The following is a 14,601-nucleotide window of genomic DNA, read 5'->3' on the forward strand; positions in this document are numbered from 1 at the left end:
TTTGCAAAATCATCAACAATGTTTGAGTGTATTGATTGGTTTTTATACAATACGTCGTCTTTTTAATTTCGTACCGTCACTTTATCGAGGTTGCTTCATGGCCACTACAGAGAAAAAAATTAATTTACTTGATTTGAATCGCGAGGGGATGCGTGAGTTGTTCGCTACATTTGGCGAAAAACCGTTCCGCGCGGATCAGGTAATGAAGTGGATTTATCACTTCGGCATCGATAACTTCGACGATATGAGCAACATCAATAAAAAGCTACGTGCTAAGTTACAAGCGCAATGTGAAATTAAAGCGCCTGAGATTTCAGTAAAGCAAGTAGCCAGTGATGGCACCATCAAATACGCAATGATCTTAGAAGGCGGCCAAGAAGTTGAAACTGTTTGGATCCCAGAAAAAGACCGCGCAACTCTATGTGTATCTTCTCAAGTAGGCTGTGCCCTTGAATGTACATTCTGCTCAACGGCGCAGCAGGGCTTCAACCGTAATTTAAAAGTCTCAGAGATCATCGGTCAGGTGTGGCGAGTGGCGACAGATATTGGCTTACACAATGGTGACAGCACTAAGCGGCCAATCACTAACGTGGTTATGATGGGGATGGGTGAGCCATTACTTAACATCAACAATGTCGTTCCTGCGATGGAACTGATGATGGATGACTGGGCGTTTGGTTTATCTAAGCGTCGTGTAACACTCAGTACTTCAGGCGTTGTACCTGCGCTAGATATTCTTAAAGAGAAAATTGATGTGGCACTGGCGATTTCTCTTCACGCGCCAACCAATGAGTTACGTGATGTGTTAGTACCAATTAATAAAAAGTACCCAATTGAAGAGTTCTTAGCGGCATGTCGTCGTTATATTGATGGTTCAAAAGCCAATAAAGACATCACCATTGAATACGTTATGCTTCAAGGCGTAAACGACAGTACAGATCAAGCGCATGAGCTGGTTAAAGTATTAAAAGGTACACCGTCTAAGATCAACTTGATCCCATTTAACCCATTCCCTGGTAATGAATATGGTCGTTCAAGCAATAGTCGTATCGATCGCTTCTCAAAAGTACTCCAGGCAGCGGGTTTAACTTGCATTGTTCGTCGTACCCGTGGTGATGATATTGATGCGGCTTGTGGCCAGCTAGTTGGCGATGTAGTTGACCGTACTAAACGTATTATGAAAAAACAGCAGCGCGAAGATAACGCCATTGCTGTGAATGTGAGTAACTAACTTTTAGTAACTAAGTTTAGGCAATTATTTATTGCTGAAGTTATTTACATAAAATAGATGAAAGATAGGGGCTTTTAGGTAATATAGGTCCCTATTATTTCATACTATCAAGGTGGTACATGCGTTCTTATTGGGTAATTCCATTTGCGTTATTAGGCTTAAGTGGCTGTGTAACAGAAACACACAGCGTTACTAAAAATAGCCCTGTGGTGAATTCAGAAATGAATAACCAAGAAGCTGCAAGAACGCGTATCAGCTTGGCATTAGAATATCTAAAAGCGGGTAACAATACGCAAGCTAAGTTTAATCTTGAACGAGCAGCTAAATTTGCTCCTAAATTACCTGAAGTACACTACACGCTGGCTTATTACTTCGAGCAAGTGAAAGAGTTCCAACAGGCTAAAGCGTCTTATCAAACCGCACTCAAGCTAGTACCAAACGATCCAAATACCCTGAACAACTATGGCACGTTTTTATGCCGTATCGGCGAGTATGATGAAGCGAGGGCGCAATTATTAAAAGCGATAGATACTCGCGGTTATCTACGTGTTTCGCAAAGTTATGAAAATCTGGCTTTATGTGCGGTGAAGCAAGATAAGTTTGAGTTAGCCCTCGATTATTTAAATAGTGCAGTGCAACACGATGGCCAAAGTAAAAGTGCTTTAATATCTCTAGCTGGTTTATATTATGCCAAGAGTGACTTGCATCAGGCATTGCGGGTGTTAGAACGTTACACTGACAATGGCTTCATTTCATCGCGTAGTTTGTTTTTAGAGTACTTGTTACACCAAGAGATGGGGCATTTAGAGCAGTCTCAGAAAATCGCCACGACGTTAGTGCAGACTTATCCGCAATCTTACCAAGCACAAGCGATTATTAAAGAAGAATACAATAATAGCGAATTTGATGTATTGCGTGAGCAATATAGAAAAGCCAAGGTGGCAGAAATCACTGAGCAGTCACCGACGGTTTATAACGCTCAGCCTAAGATAAAAATTACCCGTAAGAAAGCCCCTAAACGAGAAAGTAATCACAATAGTGAAATAGTTCAGCCAACTTCTGTAATAAGCACACATAGTGCAAGTACAAGTGAGGTAGTGTCACTGCGTGGCGGTTTACAAACCTCTTCTGTGGTTGAAACTCAACCTCAGTCAAATCAGCCTACCAGCACGTTAAGCGCACCTGTAGCTGAAGAGAAAACCCAAGCGACGACTCCGCTTACTGAAACGCCAAATAATCAGGTGAGAGTGGTGTCGTTTGGTGAAAAAACGTCAGTGCAACCAGCTCAAGGTCAAGTGCAATTCTATCAGCCAGATCCAAGTCAGGTTAGGTTCAGAGAAATAGCAGAGAATAATGCCCCAGTTCGTACTGCTAAACCTTCATCAACGAGTGCGCCTTTGCTAAATCCAGAAGTGAATCTACCAAATGTGCCTGTGCATACAGTTGGGTTGGGTGAAAACTTATTTAGTTTATCGGTTAAATATGATGTCAAAATGGCGAGTCTGTTAAAATGGAACAAGCTGAAAGAATCAGACCGTTTACAGATTGGCCAGCAGGTGTATTTAAATAATCCGCTTACTACCCACGTTATTCGAGATGGGGATAGCTTGTATAATATCGCCACCGATTACCAATTACAGATTGGTGATTTGATGCGATGGAACAAATTAACACCAGACGTTGAACTTGCGGCTGGACATAGTTTACTGATTGTAGATCCGAGTAGTTATACTTTATGAATGAAATGAGCCCAGAATCAACTGAGCAACAAGCGTCTTTGGGGCAAGTACTAGCAAGCGCAAGAAAAGATGCGAATTTAACCATTGAAGCCGTGGCGGATAGGTTAAAGCTAAGCCCTAAGCATATCACCAAACTTGAGCAAGATGATTATACGTCACTTGGTCCAATCACCTTCGTTAAAGGCTACATCAAGGCTTACTGTACGCTATTGCAATTAGATCAAGGGCAAACCTTGGCACTGTTTCAGGCTCCTGAAAGCGTGGCTGAAAATAAGAGTATGCAAAGCTTTTCACGTCGCACAGAAAAAGAAGCCAACGATAGCCGTTTAATGCTAGTTAGTTATGTGATTTTGGCCATAGTGTTGGGATCGTCAGGTTTTATGTATTGGCAAACCACATCAAATGAAAATGATGTTATCGTGCCTGAAGTGCAGAGTGCTGTACCTGAAAGCGAAGCCACGGTTGTAGAAAATAGTAAAGAAAATGACACGCCTTCTGATCTTGTATCAACCGCTGAGGATGCGGTTGAACCGGCCGTGGAAAAAGCCGAATCTGACAAACCAGTTTTAGATGTAGTAGAAGCCGAACAAGCACCAGTCGAAGAGACAAGCAGTACACCTGATTTAAATACGATTGTGATGCATTTCAAAGACGATTCTTGGGTAGAGATCTTTGATGCTTCATCAGAGCGTATTGCTTTTGGCGTTAAAAAAGCCGGATACACCATGACAGTGCAGGGCGTTGCACCGTTTTCTGTGGTGTTAGGCCGTCATCAGCAGGTTGATGTAGAGCTAGATGGTCAATCAGTTGATTTATCATCATTGCCACGCAATCGTTCAGCTAAATTTAAATTACCCTTAACAGAGTAACCGTCATGTTTTCAGAATCTCCAATTAAACGTAGAAAGTCGACCCGTATTTATGTAGGTGACGTGCCTATTGGTGATGGCGCACCAATTGCCGTACAGTCAATGACGAACACCAATACCATGGACATCGATGCGACCGTTGCGCAGATCCGCGCCATTCAAGATGCTGGAGCAGATATCGTTCGTGTATCAGTGCCAACTATGGATGCAGCCGAAGCTTTCAAGAGCATTAAAGAGCAAGTTGATATTCCACTTGTTACCGATATTCACTTTGACTACCGTATCGCACTAAAAGTGGCACAGTACGGCGCAGATTGTTTACGTATCAACCCGGGTAACATTGGTAGTGAAGATCGTATTCGTGCCGTGGTAGATGCGGCGGGTGAACGTAATATTCCAATTCGTATCGGTGTGAATGGCGGTTCGTTAGAGCGTGATTTACAGGAAAAGTACGGTGAACCAACACCAGAAGCCTTACTTGAATCAGCGATGCGCCATGTTGAAATCTTACAGCGTTTGAACTTTGACCAGTTCAAAGTCTCTGTAAAAGCGTCAGATGTATTCTTAGCGGTTGGTGCGTATCGTTTACTGGCAAAAGAAATTGATCAACCCCTTCACCTTGGCATTACAGAGGCGGGCGGCTTCCGCTCTGGCTCAGTTAAATCAGCGGTTGGCTTAGGGATGTTATTAGCCGAAGGCATTGGTGATACCTTACGTGTCTCGTTAGCTGCCGATCCTGTACAAGAGATCAAAGTAGGCTTTGATATCTTAAAATCACTGCGTATTCGTTCTCGTGGTATCAACTTCATTGCTTGCCCGAGTTGCTCTCGTCAAGAGTTCGATGTGGTCAACACCATGAACCAACTTGAAGAGCGCCTTGAAGACATCATTGAGCCAATTTCAGTGTCAGTGATTGGCTGTGTTGTGAATGGCCCAGGTGAAGCACTGGTCAGTGACATCGGTCTTGCTGGTGCGAACCGCCGTTCTGGTTTGTATATCAATGGTGAGCGTCAAAAGATGCGTATTGATAACGACAATATTGTCGAGCAACTTGAAGAGCAGGTGCGTGATTTTGTTGCTAAGAAGCAAGCGCAGCCGGCGATCGACATTAAAATCGTCGAATAATTTTTAAAAAATACCGACAGAGCAAAGAATATCCTGCAGATCTTTTGCTCTGTCGTTTACGTTTTACGCGAGCTGGGTATAATACTTGACTCCTTTACCCACAATGCGCACTGTGTGTGGCACTCGCATTTAGCAAATAGATTGATTTAGGATTTTCAGTGGCAAAACAAATTCAGGCAGTTCGTGGTATGAACGATTGTCTGCCAGGTGATACGCAAGTTTGGCAGAAAGTAGAAGCAGTATTACGTGATACGGTGGCGTCTTATGGTTATCAAGAGATCCGTTTCCCAATTGTTGAATCTACCGACTTATTTAAGCGCTCTATTGGTGAAGTAACCGATATCGTTGAAAAAGAAATGTACACCTTTGAAGATCGTAACGGCGATAGCTTAACACTGCGCCCTGAAGGTACAGCAGTGTGTGTACGTGCGGGTAACCAAGGCGGCTTATTGTATAACCAAGAGCAGCGTCTTTGGTACATGGGCCCTATGTTCCGTCACGAGCGTCCACAAAAAGGTCGTTACCGTCAATTCCACCAATTTGGCCTTGAAGCGTTTGGTATTGCGACTGCTGATATCGATGCTGAAGTGATTTTACTTACTGCGCGCTTGTGGAAAGCATTTGGCATTTCAGATCATGTTCGTCTAGAGCTGAACTCTTTAGGCTCAAATGAAGCACGAGCAGAGTACCGCGATGCACTTGTGGCGTTTTTAGAGCAGCATATTGATAAGTTAGACGAAGACTCTAAACGTCGTATGTACTCAAACCCACTGCGTGTTCTAGACAGCAAAAACCCTGATGTACAGGCTATCTTAGTTGATGCGCCTAAGTTATCTGAACACTTAGATGAAGAATCAAAAGCACATTTTGCAAATTTATGTGAACGTTTAGACGCAGCTGGCGTCGAATACCAAGTTAATGAAAAGCTAGTACGTGGCTTAGACTACTACAACCGCACTGTATTTGAGTGGGTAACGGAAAGTCTAGGTGCGCAAGGCACAGTATGTGCTGGTGGTCGTTACGACGGTCTAGTTGAGCAGCTGGGTGGTAAAGCAACCCCAGCGGTTGGTTTTGCAATGGGTATGGAACGTTTAGTTCTATTACTTCAAGCGCTAGAAAGTGTAGGTGAAATTCGCCGCAATGCTGACGTGTATGTTGCAGCTATGGGTGATGCCGCAAGTATTCAAGCGCCAGTGATTGCAGAGCAATTAAGAACAGAAGTAGCCGGCCTTCGTGTGCAAGTGCACTGTGGTGGCGGTAACTTTAAGAAACAATTAAAACGTGCAGATAAGAGCGACGCGCTAGTTGCGCTAATTTTAGGTGAAAGCGAACTTGCTGAAGGCAAGGTAACCGTGAAATATCTGCGAGAAGAAAAAGAACAAGTCACAGTGAGCCTGGAAGAGGTAAAAACACTGTTAGCAGACTTAGCAGTATAAGAGGACTGTATGGAAATTTACTCAACAGAAGAACAACAAGCAGAAGCAATAAAACGATTTTTCCGTGAAAACGGCGTTTCACTTGCGTTAGGTATCGTTATTGGTCTTGGTGGCTTATACGGTTGGAAATACTATAACCAAAGCAAAATCACATCTGCTGAAACTGCTTCAAACGCTTACAACGAGTTAGTTGAAAGTGGCGAAGTTCTGACTAAGTCTGACTCATTCATTGCTGAAAATGGCGACTCAAATTATGCGGCGCTAGCGGCATTTGTTGCGGCTAAAGAAGCAGTTGAGAAAGGGGAGTTTGAAACAGCGGTAACTAAACTTACTTGGTTACAAGACAATGTTCAAAACCCAGAACTAAAAGCCACAGCCATATTACGTTTAGCGCGTGTACAAGCACAGCTTACACAATATGATGCAGCGCTAAAAACATTATCACAAACAACACCTGATGCTTTTAAAGCACAAGTTGCTGAAGTAAAAGGTGATGTATACCTTGCAAAAGGTGACAAAGACAGCGCTCGCTCTGAATATGAAGCTGCGCTTGCTGAGTCAACAGAAGGCAATAACAGCCTACTACAGATTAAGTTGGACAATTTAGCCACAGCCCAGCCAGCAGCTTAGGAGTAGTTCCGATGAGAAAGCTAAGTATGGCCACATTGGCGTTGTGTATGGCGTCTTTGCTAGGTTGTTCATCGAGCGATGATGAAGAAGAAATTGTTTTACCTGAAATCGTAAACCAATTCGAAACGCAAGTTGACTGGACGAACGGTGTGGGTGATGGCGTAGAGCATTACTTTTCTCGTTTAACGCCTGTTGTCCATAAAGACATTGTATTTGTGGCAGCTAGAAATGGTGAAGTCGAAGCAATTTCAACCGAATCGGGCAAGACCCTGTGGGAAACTGATATTCGTAAAAACGTCAATTTCTGGCCTTGGGCAGATAATGACAGTGCTAAATTATCCGGCGGTATTTTACAGGCTTATGGCAAACTATACATCGGCTCTGAGCATGGTGAAGTAATTGCACTTGACCGTGAAAGCGGTGAGATTGTTTGGCGTAAGGCCGTACCGGGTGAAGCATTATCATCTCCAGCAGCGGGTGATGGTCTTGTTTATGTAAATCTGGGTTCCGGTAAACTGTTGGCACTTCACCCTGATACAGGTGAAGAGCGCTGGCGTCATGAGCAAGAAGTACCAGCATTAACACTTCGTGGTTTGAGTTCACCAACATCTGCCAATGGCGGTGTGTTATTCGGTGAAGAAAGCGGTAAGCTAACGGTTCTAATTGCAGAAAATGGTTACACTGCATGGAGCGCAGAAGTTGCAACTGCAAAAGGTGCGTCTGAATTTGAGCGCTTAGTGGATGTTGATACTAAACCTATCGTTGTTGGCGCATTTGCGTACGCTATCGCCTATAATGGTAACTTAGCAGCGGTTGATGTTCGCAGTGGTAATGTAGTTTGGAAACGTGAGTACAGTAGTTACCGCGATTTAAGCATTGAAGCCAATGTGATTTATGTTGTCGACAGTGACGGCATTATTTACGCGTTAGACAAAGACTCAGGTATTGAACGCTGGAGTCAGTCAGGTCTTCGTGGATGGTACCTAACAGCACCGGCTGTTGCTGGTAATTACTTGGCTGTAGGTGATCAAGAAGGCAACTTGCACTGGTTAGATAAGCAGACTGGTGAGTTAGTTTCTCGAGAAAGTTTTGATAGCTCAGGCTTTTATGTAGAGCCTGTTGTAGCAGAAGATAAATTAATTGTGGTAACCCGAGACGGTGAAGTTAGCGCGGTTAAGATCCCGTAACAGTTAATTTATTCATGCATTTTTTCAAGGCTTCGCATTGCGAAGCCTTTTGTTGTTTATTGATGAGGTAGTCTATGCTTCCGGTGATCGCTCTTGTTGGGCGACCTAATGTGGGTAAATCCACACTTTTTAACCGTTTAACACGCACTCGCGATGCGTTAGTAGCGGACTTTCCTGGCCTAACGCGGGACCGTAAATATGGTCAAGCGAACTATGATGGCTATGAGTTTATCGTTGTTGATACGGGTGGTATCGATGGTAGCGAAGAAGGGATTGAAACCGAAATGGCAGAGCAGTCACTGCTAGCCATTGAAGAAGCGGATATTGTTTTATTCTTAGTAGATGCCCGTGCGGGTATGAATGCTGCAGACCAAGCGATTGCGCAGCATTTACGTAAGCAAGAGAAAAAGTGCTTTATCGTAGCGAATAAAACCGATGGTATTGATGCAGACTCTCATTGTGCTGAATTTTATCAATTATCATTGGGTGATGTTCATCAAATCGCGGCAGCGCATGGTCGTGGTGTCACTCAGTTATTAGATCACACCTTACAGCCTGTTATCGCAGAACTTGCGGCCGAAGCTGAAGAGCTTGAGCAAGATGACGAAAGCTTAGCTGAACTTTATCTTGAAGGTGAAGATGGCGAGAAGCTGGAAGACGGTAAAACAGGTTTTGAAGATAAGCCGGTTAAGCTAGCCATTATTGGTCGCCCTAACGTAGGTAAATCAACGCTTACAAACCGTATTTTAGGTGAAGAGCGTGTGATTGTTTACGATATGCCGGGCACGACACGTGACTCTGTTTATATCCCGATGACGCGCAATGACAAAGAATACGTACTGATCGACACCGCGGGTGTACGTAAGCGTAAAAAAGTCAGCGATGTCGTCGAAAAATTCTCAGTGATCAAAACGCTTAAAGCCATTGAAGATGCCAATGTAGTATTATTGGTGGTTGATGCGCGCGAAGGCATTTCTGATCAAGACTTAAGCTTATTAGGCTTCACGTTAAACGCGGGTCGTTCACTGGTCATTGCCATCAATAAGTGGGATGGCTTAGACGAGTATGTGAAAGAGCGCATCAAAACTGAGCTAGACCGTCGTTTAGGTTTCATCGATTTTGCTCGTTTACACTTTATCTCAGCACTACACGGTACGGGTGTAGGTCACTTATTTGAGTCTGTTGACGAAGCCTATGAGTCGGCGACTAAGCGTATCAGTACAGCAATGCTGCGTCGTATCATGGATATGGCACAAGCAGATCACCAGCCGCCGCTAGTACGTGGTCGTCGTGTGAAGTTAAAGTATGCGCACGCCGGTGGTTACAACCCGCCACGTATTGTTATTCACGGTAACCAGGTACATGACTTACCTGACAGCTACAAGCGTTACTTAATGAATTACTACCGTAAAGCGCTTGGCGTCATGGGGACACCGATTAAGATTGAATTTAAAGAAGGTGATAACCCGTATGCAGGTCGTAGCAACAAGATGACCTTATCGCAAAAGCGTAAGTTACGTGCTTTCTCTAAAGAGAGTCGTAATAAAGATAGTTAATACCTATCTGGATTGTAGATATTAAAAAAGGAGCTTTATGCTCCTTTTTTGTTATTTGCCTGCAACAAATCTACTCATTGAGTAGGTGTGCGTATTTTTGACTAAACTTTGCCACTTTAGGGGCTACAACCACACTACAATAGCCCTGATTTGGGTTTTCATTAAAGTAGTCTTGGTGATACTGCTCAGCAGAGTAGAAAGCGACTGCAGGTGTTACTTCAGTGACAATTTTCTCGGCTAAATGAGGCTGTAACTGTTTGATGGCTTGTTCTGTGAGTTCAGCTTGTGCGTCATCGTGATAGAAAACCGCACTTCGATACTGCGTGCCCACGTCATTACCTTGACGGTTTAATTGAGTCGGGTCGTGCAAAGTAAAAAACATATCTAATAGCTGGCTGTAGCTGATGACATCAGCGTCGAAGCTAAGCTGAACGACTTCAGCATGGCCGGTCATGCCTGTACAGATATCTTTGTAGGTAGGAGCATCGGTTTGTCCTCCCATGTAGCCAGATTCAACTTTTTGCACACCTTTGACGCGGCGAAACGCTGCATCAATGCACCAGAAACAGCCACCGGCAAAGGTTGCCGTTGCAATGTTAGCCATGATTTTTCTCCTCTAAAGCACGTGCTTGTTCAGCAATTTTTTGGCTTAAGAACTCAGGTGATTGAGTCTTACGCGCCAGTAATGAGTAAGCGCAAGGAATAATAAATAGCGTCAGTATAGTTGCCACGCTTACACCTGCAAAAATAACCACACCAATAACCATGCGACTTTCTGAGCCTGGGCCTGTCGCAAATACGAGCGGGATCGCACTCATTACCGTCGTCAGTGAAGTCATGATAATAGGGCGCAGGCGTTGAACGGCTGCATCAACTAAAGCTTGCTCAAATTCGATGCCTTTGTCGCGTAACTGGTTGGCAAACTCAACAATCAAAATACCATTTTTAGCACTCAAACCAATCAGCATTACAATACCTATTTGGCTGTAGATATTAAGACTACTGTCGGTGATGAATAAACCGTACATAGCGCCAACCAGTCCAAGCGGTACGGTTAACATGATCACCAATGGGTGTACAAAACTTTCAAACTGAGCAGCAAGCACTAAGAAAGTGACGGTTAAAGCGAGTATGAATACGTAAGTCATGGCTGACTCACCTTCATAAAACAGCTTAGATTCACCTTTATAATCAACAGCACCATCTATGTGGTTTTCTTCAGCAGCAACCGTGTTTAAGAAATCTAAAGCTTCGGCTAGCGTGTAGCCATCAGCAAGGTTTGCAGTGATGGTGATTGCACGCATACGGTTATAGCGATTTAAACGTGAAGCTGTGGCTTCTTCAGTCACTGTGATCAAGCTATCTAGTGGGATCAATTCACCTGTACGAGACTTAACAAAAATATCAGCAATGTCATTAGGCGCAGCGAAATCTGCTTTAGTCCCTTTCAAAATAACATCGTATTCTTCACCGCGGTCAATAAAGGTGGTAACGCGGCGTTGGCCCAACATGGTTTCAAGGGTGCGACCAATATCACTTACAGACACTCCTAAGTCTGCCGCTTTCAATTTATCAATGCTGACCAAAAACTGTGGGAATGTTTCTTTGTAATCATGATCTAAACGCACTAGTCCTTTATTCTGGCGAGCTTTGGCTAAGATTTTATCTCGCCATTCGACTAGCTCTTCGTAATCGTTACCTTGCAGTACAAACTCGATAGGACGTGACTGACCGCCGCCGCCAATGCCTCGGCGCATGATAGCAAAAGCACGCACATCGGTGACTTCACGCATCTTGCCACTGATCTCTCCCATAACTTGCCAAGTTGAACGCTTGCGCTCGTCCCAATCTGGCATACCTACGATGGCAACACCACCACGACCACCCCAACCAGGAACACGCACTAGCACTCGGCTGAGTTCACCCGCTTCAACATATGGCAGTAGTCGCTCTTCAATCTTTGCCATATTTTCAGCGTTGTTTTCGTAACTCGCGCCTTCAGGGCCATTCATCATCACAAAGAAGGTACCACGGTCTTCTCTAGGTGTAAGTTCAGATGGAATTTGTTTCATGAGGGTATATGTCGCAAAACCTGCTAATACCAGTACCGCCAATAAGCTGAAGCGTCTGTTTAAGTTATCTTGTAGTACTTTACGATAACCATTTTCAAGTTTAGTGAATTGCTTATCCATCCACTGAGTAAAGCGACTTTCACTGCTACTAGGCTTAAGTACTTTAGAGCATAAAGCCGGAGAAAGAGTTAATGCAGTAACACTAGAGAAGACCACTGCGGCACTGGTTGCCATGGCAAACTCAGTAAAGAGCGCGCCAATTCGCCCATCCATAAACACTAAGGGCACAAACACGGAAACGAGTACAAGTGTTGTTGCTATGATGGCAAAACCAACTTCACGTGCGCCTCTAAATGCCGCTAAAAGTGGCGGCTCACCAAGCTCAATGCGGCGGTAGATGTTCTCGAGCATAACAATGGCATCGTCCACGACTAAACCGATGGCCAATACCAGTGCCAATAGAGTGAGTAAGTTGATTGAATAACCCATTGAGAGCAAGAACATAAAGGTAGCGATAAGCGCGACAGGTACTGTAACCGCTGGAATTAAAGTCGCTCGAATATTACCTAAGAAGATAAAGATCACCACCACAACTAAGCCCATAGCAATCGCAAGTGTACGGTAAACTTCAGTAATTGATTCGCGAATAAAGATGGAAGAGTCGTAGCTATCCTGAATCGTCGTGCCTTCAGGTAGGTTACGTTTGATTTTCTCTAATTCTTTACGAGCATTATCGACCACTTCTAGGGTATTGGCTTTTGCTTGCTTCACAATGCCCATACCGACCATATTTTTACCATTACCGCGGAAGGTACTTTCGTTGTCAGCGGCTTCGAGTAACACATTAGCCACTTCCCCAAGGCGAATTAAGTAGCCTTGTTCGCCTCGTTTAATGACAAGGTTATTGAAGTCTTCTTGGGTTTTATAGCTACGGGTAATACGAACAGAAAAATCTCTGTCAAGAGACTCTATTTCCCCAGCAGGGAGTTCCACATTTTCACGGCGTAAAACCTGTTCTATATCGCTTGACGTAATGCCGCGTGCCGCCATGGCTTTTCTGTCTAGCCAAATCTTCATGGCATATTGGCGTTCACCGCCAATGCGCACGTTAGAAACACCATCAACCACCGCTAGACGGTCGACAATATAGCGCTGAGCGTAGTCAGACAATTCTAGTGTGTTCATGGAGGTACTGTTGAGGACAAACCAAGCAATTGGGCTCTCATCTGAATTTGATTTAGATACCTCAGGTGGGCGCACTTGTTCTGGAAGCCTATCTAGTGCGCGCGATACACGTTCGCGAACATCATTGGCAGCCGCATCAATATCCCGGTCAATATTAAATTCAATGGTGATGTTTGAGCGACCATTGCGAGAGGATGAGGTAATGCTTTTTATGCCTTCAATACCTGAAATACGATTTTCGAGCACTTGCGTGATTTTCGTTTCTACCACTTCACTTGAAGCGCCAGTATAGCTTGTAGAGACGCTGACGATTGGCGTTTCAATGTCCGGATATTCACGTAGTGGTAACATGGTAAATGCCACAATGCCAAACGTGAGTAATAGTAGGTTGATTACAATTGCAAAAACGGGGCGTTTTACCGCAGTATCTGTAATTCTCACTCGATCACCCCTGTGTTGTTACTGAAGAGCCAGGACGAATTTTAATGGTGCCTTCGGTGATCACTTGCTGGCCCGCTTCTAAACCACTTTTAATGGCGACCCAACCATGAAAACGTTCAAGTAGCTCAACTTTGACTTGCTGTGCTTTATTTTCAGCATCGATGATATATACAAAGTGGTTATCTTGGCGTGGAATAATGCTTTTTTCTGGCACCATGAGCGCTTCGATACGGCCTAACTCGAGCGCTACTTGCATCAGCATACCTGGGCGCAATAAATTGGCTTCATTCTCAAAACTCGCAGTGACAGATACGCTGCGAGTTGCTTGGTTGATACGCGGTTCGATATGCGTCACTTCACCGGTAAACGGAGTGTTAGGGTAAGCATCAGAAATTGCAGAGACCAGCATACCTTGAGTCAATTGAGCCAGATATTTTTCAGGTATCTGAAAGTCTACTTTGATAACGCTGATGTCATCTAATGTTGTGAAAGGGGTGTTACTATTTACGAAGCTTCCTATATCGACTAAACGCTTGCCTAGCACGCCAGAAAAGGGGGCTTTAATAATCATCTCCTGCAGTTTTGACTCTGCATTAGCGAGTTTAGCTTGCAGTGCATCTACCTCAGAGGCTTGCTCTTCTAACTGAGACTGCGCTGCTGACTGAGAGCGAGCAAGTTCCTGCAAGCGTTTTAACTGACGCTGTTGCTCTTTTAAATTAATTTTCAGCTCTTTGACGGTTAAGCGTTCTTGTTTGTCGCGAAGGGTGGCAAGCACTTGTCCCGCTTTTACAAACTCACCATCTTTGAAAGTAAGAGACTCTATATAATCACTTTGCGCACTGATGATGTTGATGGCTTGGTTTGCTCGTGCTGTACCTACAGCATCAATATTGATACTTTTGATGTCAGTACTGACAGTATGCGCAGCAACTTGGGTTGCAGGACGAGACGAAGGTCCAGTTTTACTATGGCTTACTGGTAAATAAAAATAACCACTAATTGCGATTAGAATTAAAATTAAAACGGGAAAAAGAACTTTACCTGATTGCTTGTTATACATGTTGTTCGACCACTGCTAATGATGAGCTCAGTTTACAAGCTTTATACGATCGAAAAATGATTATGGTCGTA

The 14,601-nt window shown here is 44.0% G+C and carries 11 protein-coding genes; 8 read left to right on the forward strand and 3 right to left on the reverse strand.

Going from position 1 to position 14,601, the window contains the following annotated elements:
• Positions 1-97: 97 nt before the first annotated feature.
• The 8 genes from AAEU28_RS07580 (at position 98) to der (ending at position 9,772) form a co-directional block, all read left to right on the forward strand.
• Positions 98-1,231 (forward strand): bifunctional tRNA (adenosine(37)-C2)-methyltransferase TrmG/ribosomal RNA large subunit methyltransferase RlmN, encoded by a 1,134-nt coding sequence (locus tag AAEU28_RS07580; protein WP_421963578.1) that lies wholly within the window; start codon positions 98-100, stop codon positions 1,229-1,231.
• Between the two features lie 119 nt (positions 1,232-1,350).
• The gene (gene pilW / locus AAEU28_RS07585) at positions 1,351-2,970 is read left to right on the forward strand and encodes a type IV pilus biogenesis/stability protein PilW (RefSeq protein ID WP_421963579.1); all 1,620 of its coding nucleotides are present in this window, start codon (positions 1,351-1,353) and stop codon (positions 2,968-2,970) included.
• A 5-nt stretch (positions 2,971-2,975) separates the two neighbouring features.
• Positions 2,976-3,839: a RodZ domain-containing protein gene (locus AAEU28_RS07590; protein ID WP_421963580.1), complete on the forward strand. Its 864-nt coding sequence runs from the start codon at positions 2,976-2,978 to the stop codon at positions 3,837-3,839.
• Between the two features lie 5 nt (positions 3,840-3,844).
• The gene (gene ispG, locus AAEU28_RS07595; RefSeq protein ID WP_138566842.1) at positions 3,845-4,963 is read left to right on the forward strand and encodes a flavodoxin-dependent (E)-4-hydroxy-3-methylbut-2-enyl-diphosphate synthase; all 1,119 of its coding nucleotides are present in this window, start codon (positions 3,845-3,847) and stop codon (positions 4,961-4,963) included.
• A 158-nt stretch (positions 4,964-5,121) separates the two neighbouring features.
• Positions 5,122-6,399: a histidine--tRNA ligase gene (gene hisS, locus AAEU28_RS07600; protein WP_058028795.1), complete on the forward strand. Its 1,278-nt coding sequence runs from the start codon at positions 5,122-5,124 to the stop codon at positions 6,397-6,399.
• Between the two features lie 9 nt (positions 6,400-6,408).
• A complete protein-coding gene (locus AAEU28_RS07605; RefSeq protein WP_421963581.1) occupies positions 6,409-7,029 on the forward strand; it encodes a YfgM family protein in 621 nt (206 codons plus the stop codon).
• 11 nt (positions 7,030-7,040) lie between these two features.
• Entirely contained in the window at positions 7,041-8,216 is a 1,176-nt protein-coding gene (gene bamB / locus AAEU28_RS07610) for an outer membrane protein assembly factor BamB (RefSeq protein ID WP_421963582.1), read from the forward strand.
• Between the two features lie 74 nt (positions 8,217-8,290).
• Complete coding sequence (der, locus tag AAEU28_RS07615) at positions 8,291-9,772, forward strand: ribosome biogenesis GTPase Der (RefSeq protein ID WP_138479755.1); 1,482 nt, start codon at positions 8,291-8,293, stop codon at positions 9,770-9,772.
• A 70-nt stretch (positions 9,773-9,842) separates the two neighbouring features.
• Here the strand turns inward: der and msrA are convergent, their stop codons facing one another.
• Genes msrA through AAEU28_RS07630 form a run of 3 tightly spaced genes read right to left on the reverse strand, consistent with a single transcriptional unit; the run spans position 9,843 to position 14,530 of the window.
• Positions 9,843-10,376 carry a peptide-methionine (S)-S-oxide reductase MsrA gene (gene msrA, locus AAEU28_RS07620; protein ID WP_421963583.1) on the reverse strand — a complete coding sequence of 178 codons (534 nt, stop codon included), beginning with the start codon at positions 10,374-10,376 and terminating at the stop codon, positions 9,843-9,845.
• Complete coding sequence (locus AAEU28_RS07625) at positions 10,369-13,470, reverse strand: efflux RND transporter permease subunit (protein ID WP_421963584.1); 3,102 nt, start codon at positions 13,468-13,470, stop codon at positions 10,369-10,371. Before AAEU28_RS07625 ends, msrA begins: the two co-directional genes overlap by 8 nt.
• 4 nt (positions 13,471-13,474) lie before the next feature.
• Positions 13,475-14,530, reverse strand: coding sequence for an efflux RND transporter periplasmic adaptor subunit (locus AAEU28_RS07630; protein WP_421963585.1), 1,056 nt, complete (start codon positions 14,528-14,530; stop codon positions 13,475-13,477).
• Positions 14,531-14,601: the final 71 nt, after the last annotated feature.

It is taken from the genome of Pseudoalteromonas sp. SS15 (assembly GCF_049257195.1).
Classification (GTDB): domain Bacteria; phylum Pseudomonadota; class Gammaproteobacteria; order Enterobacterales; family Alteromonadaceae; genus Pseudoalteromonas.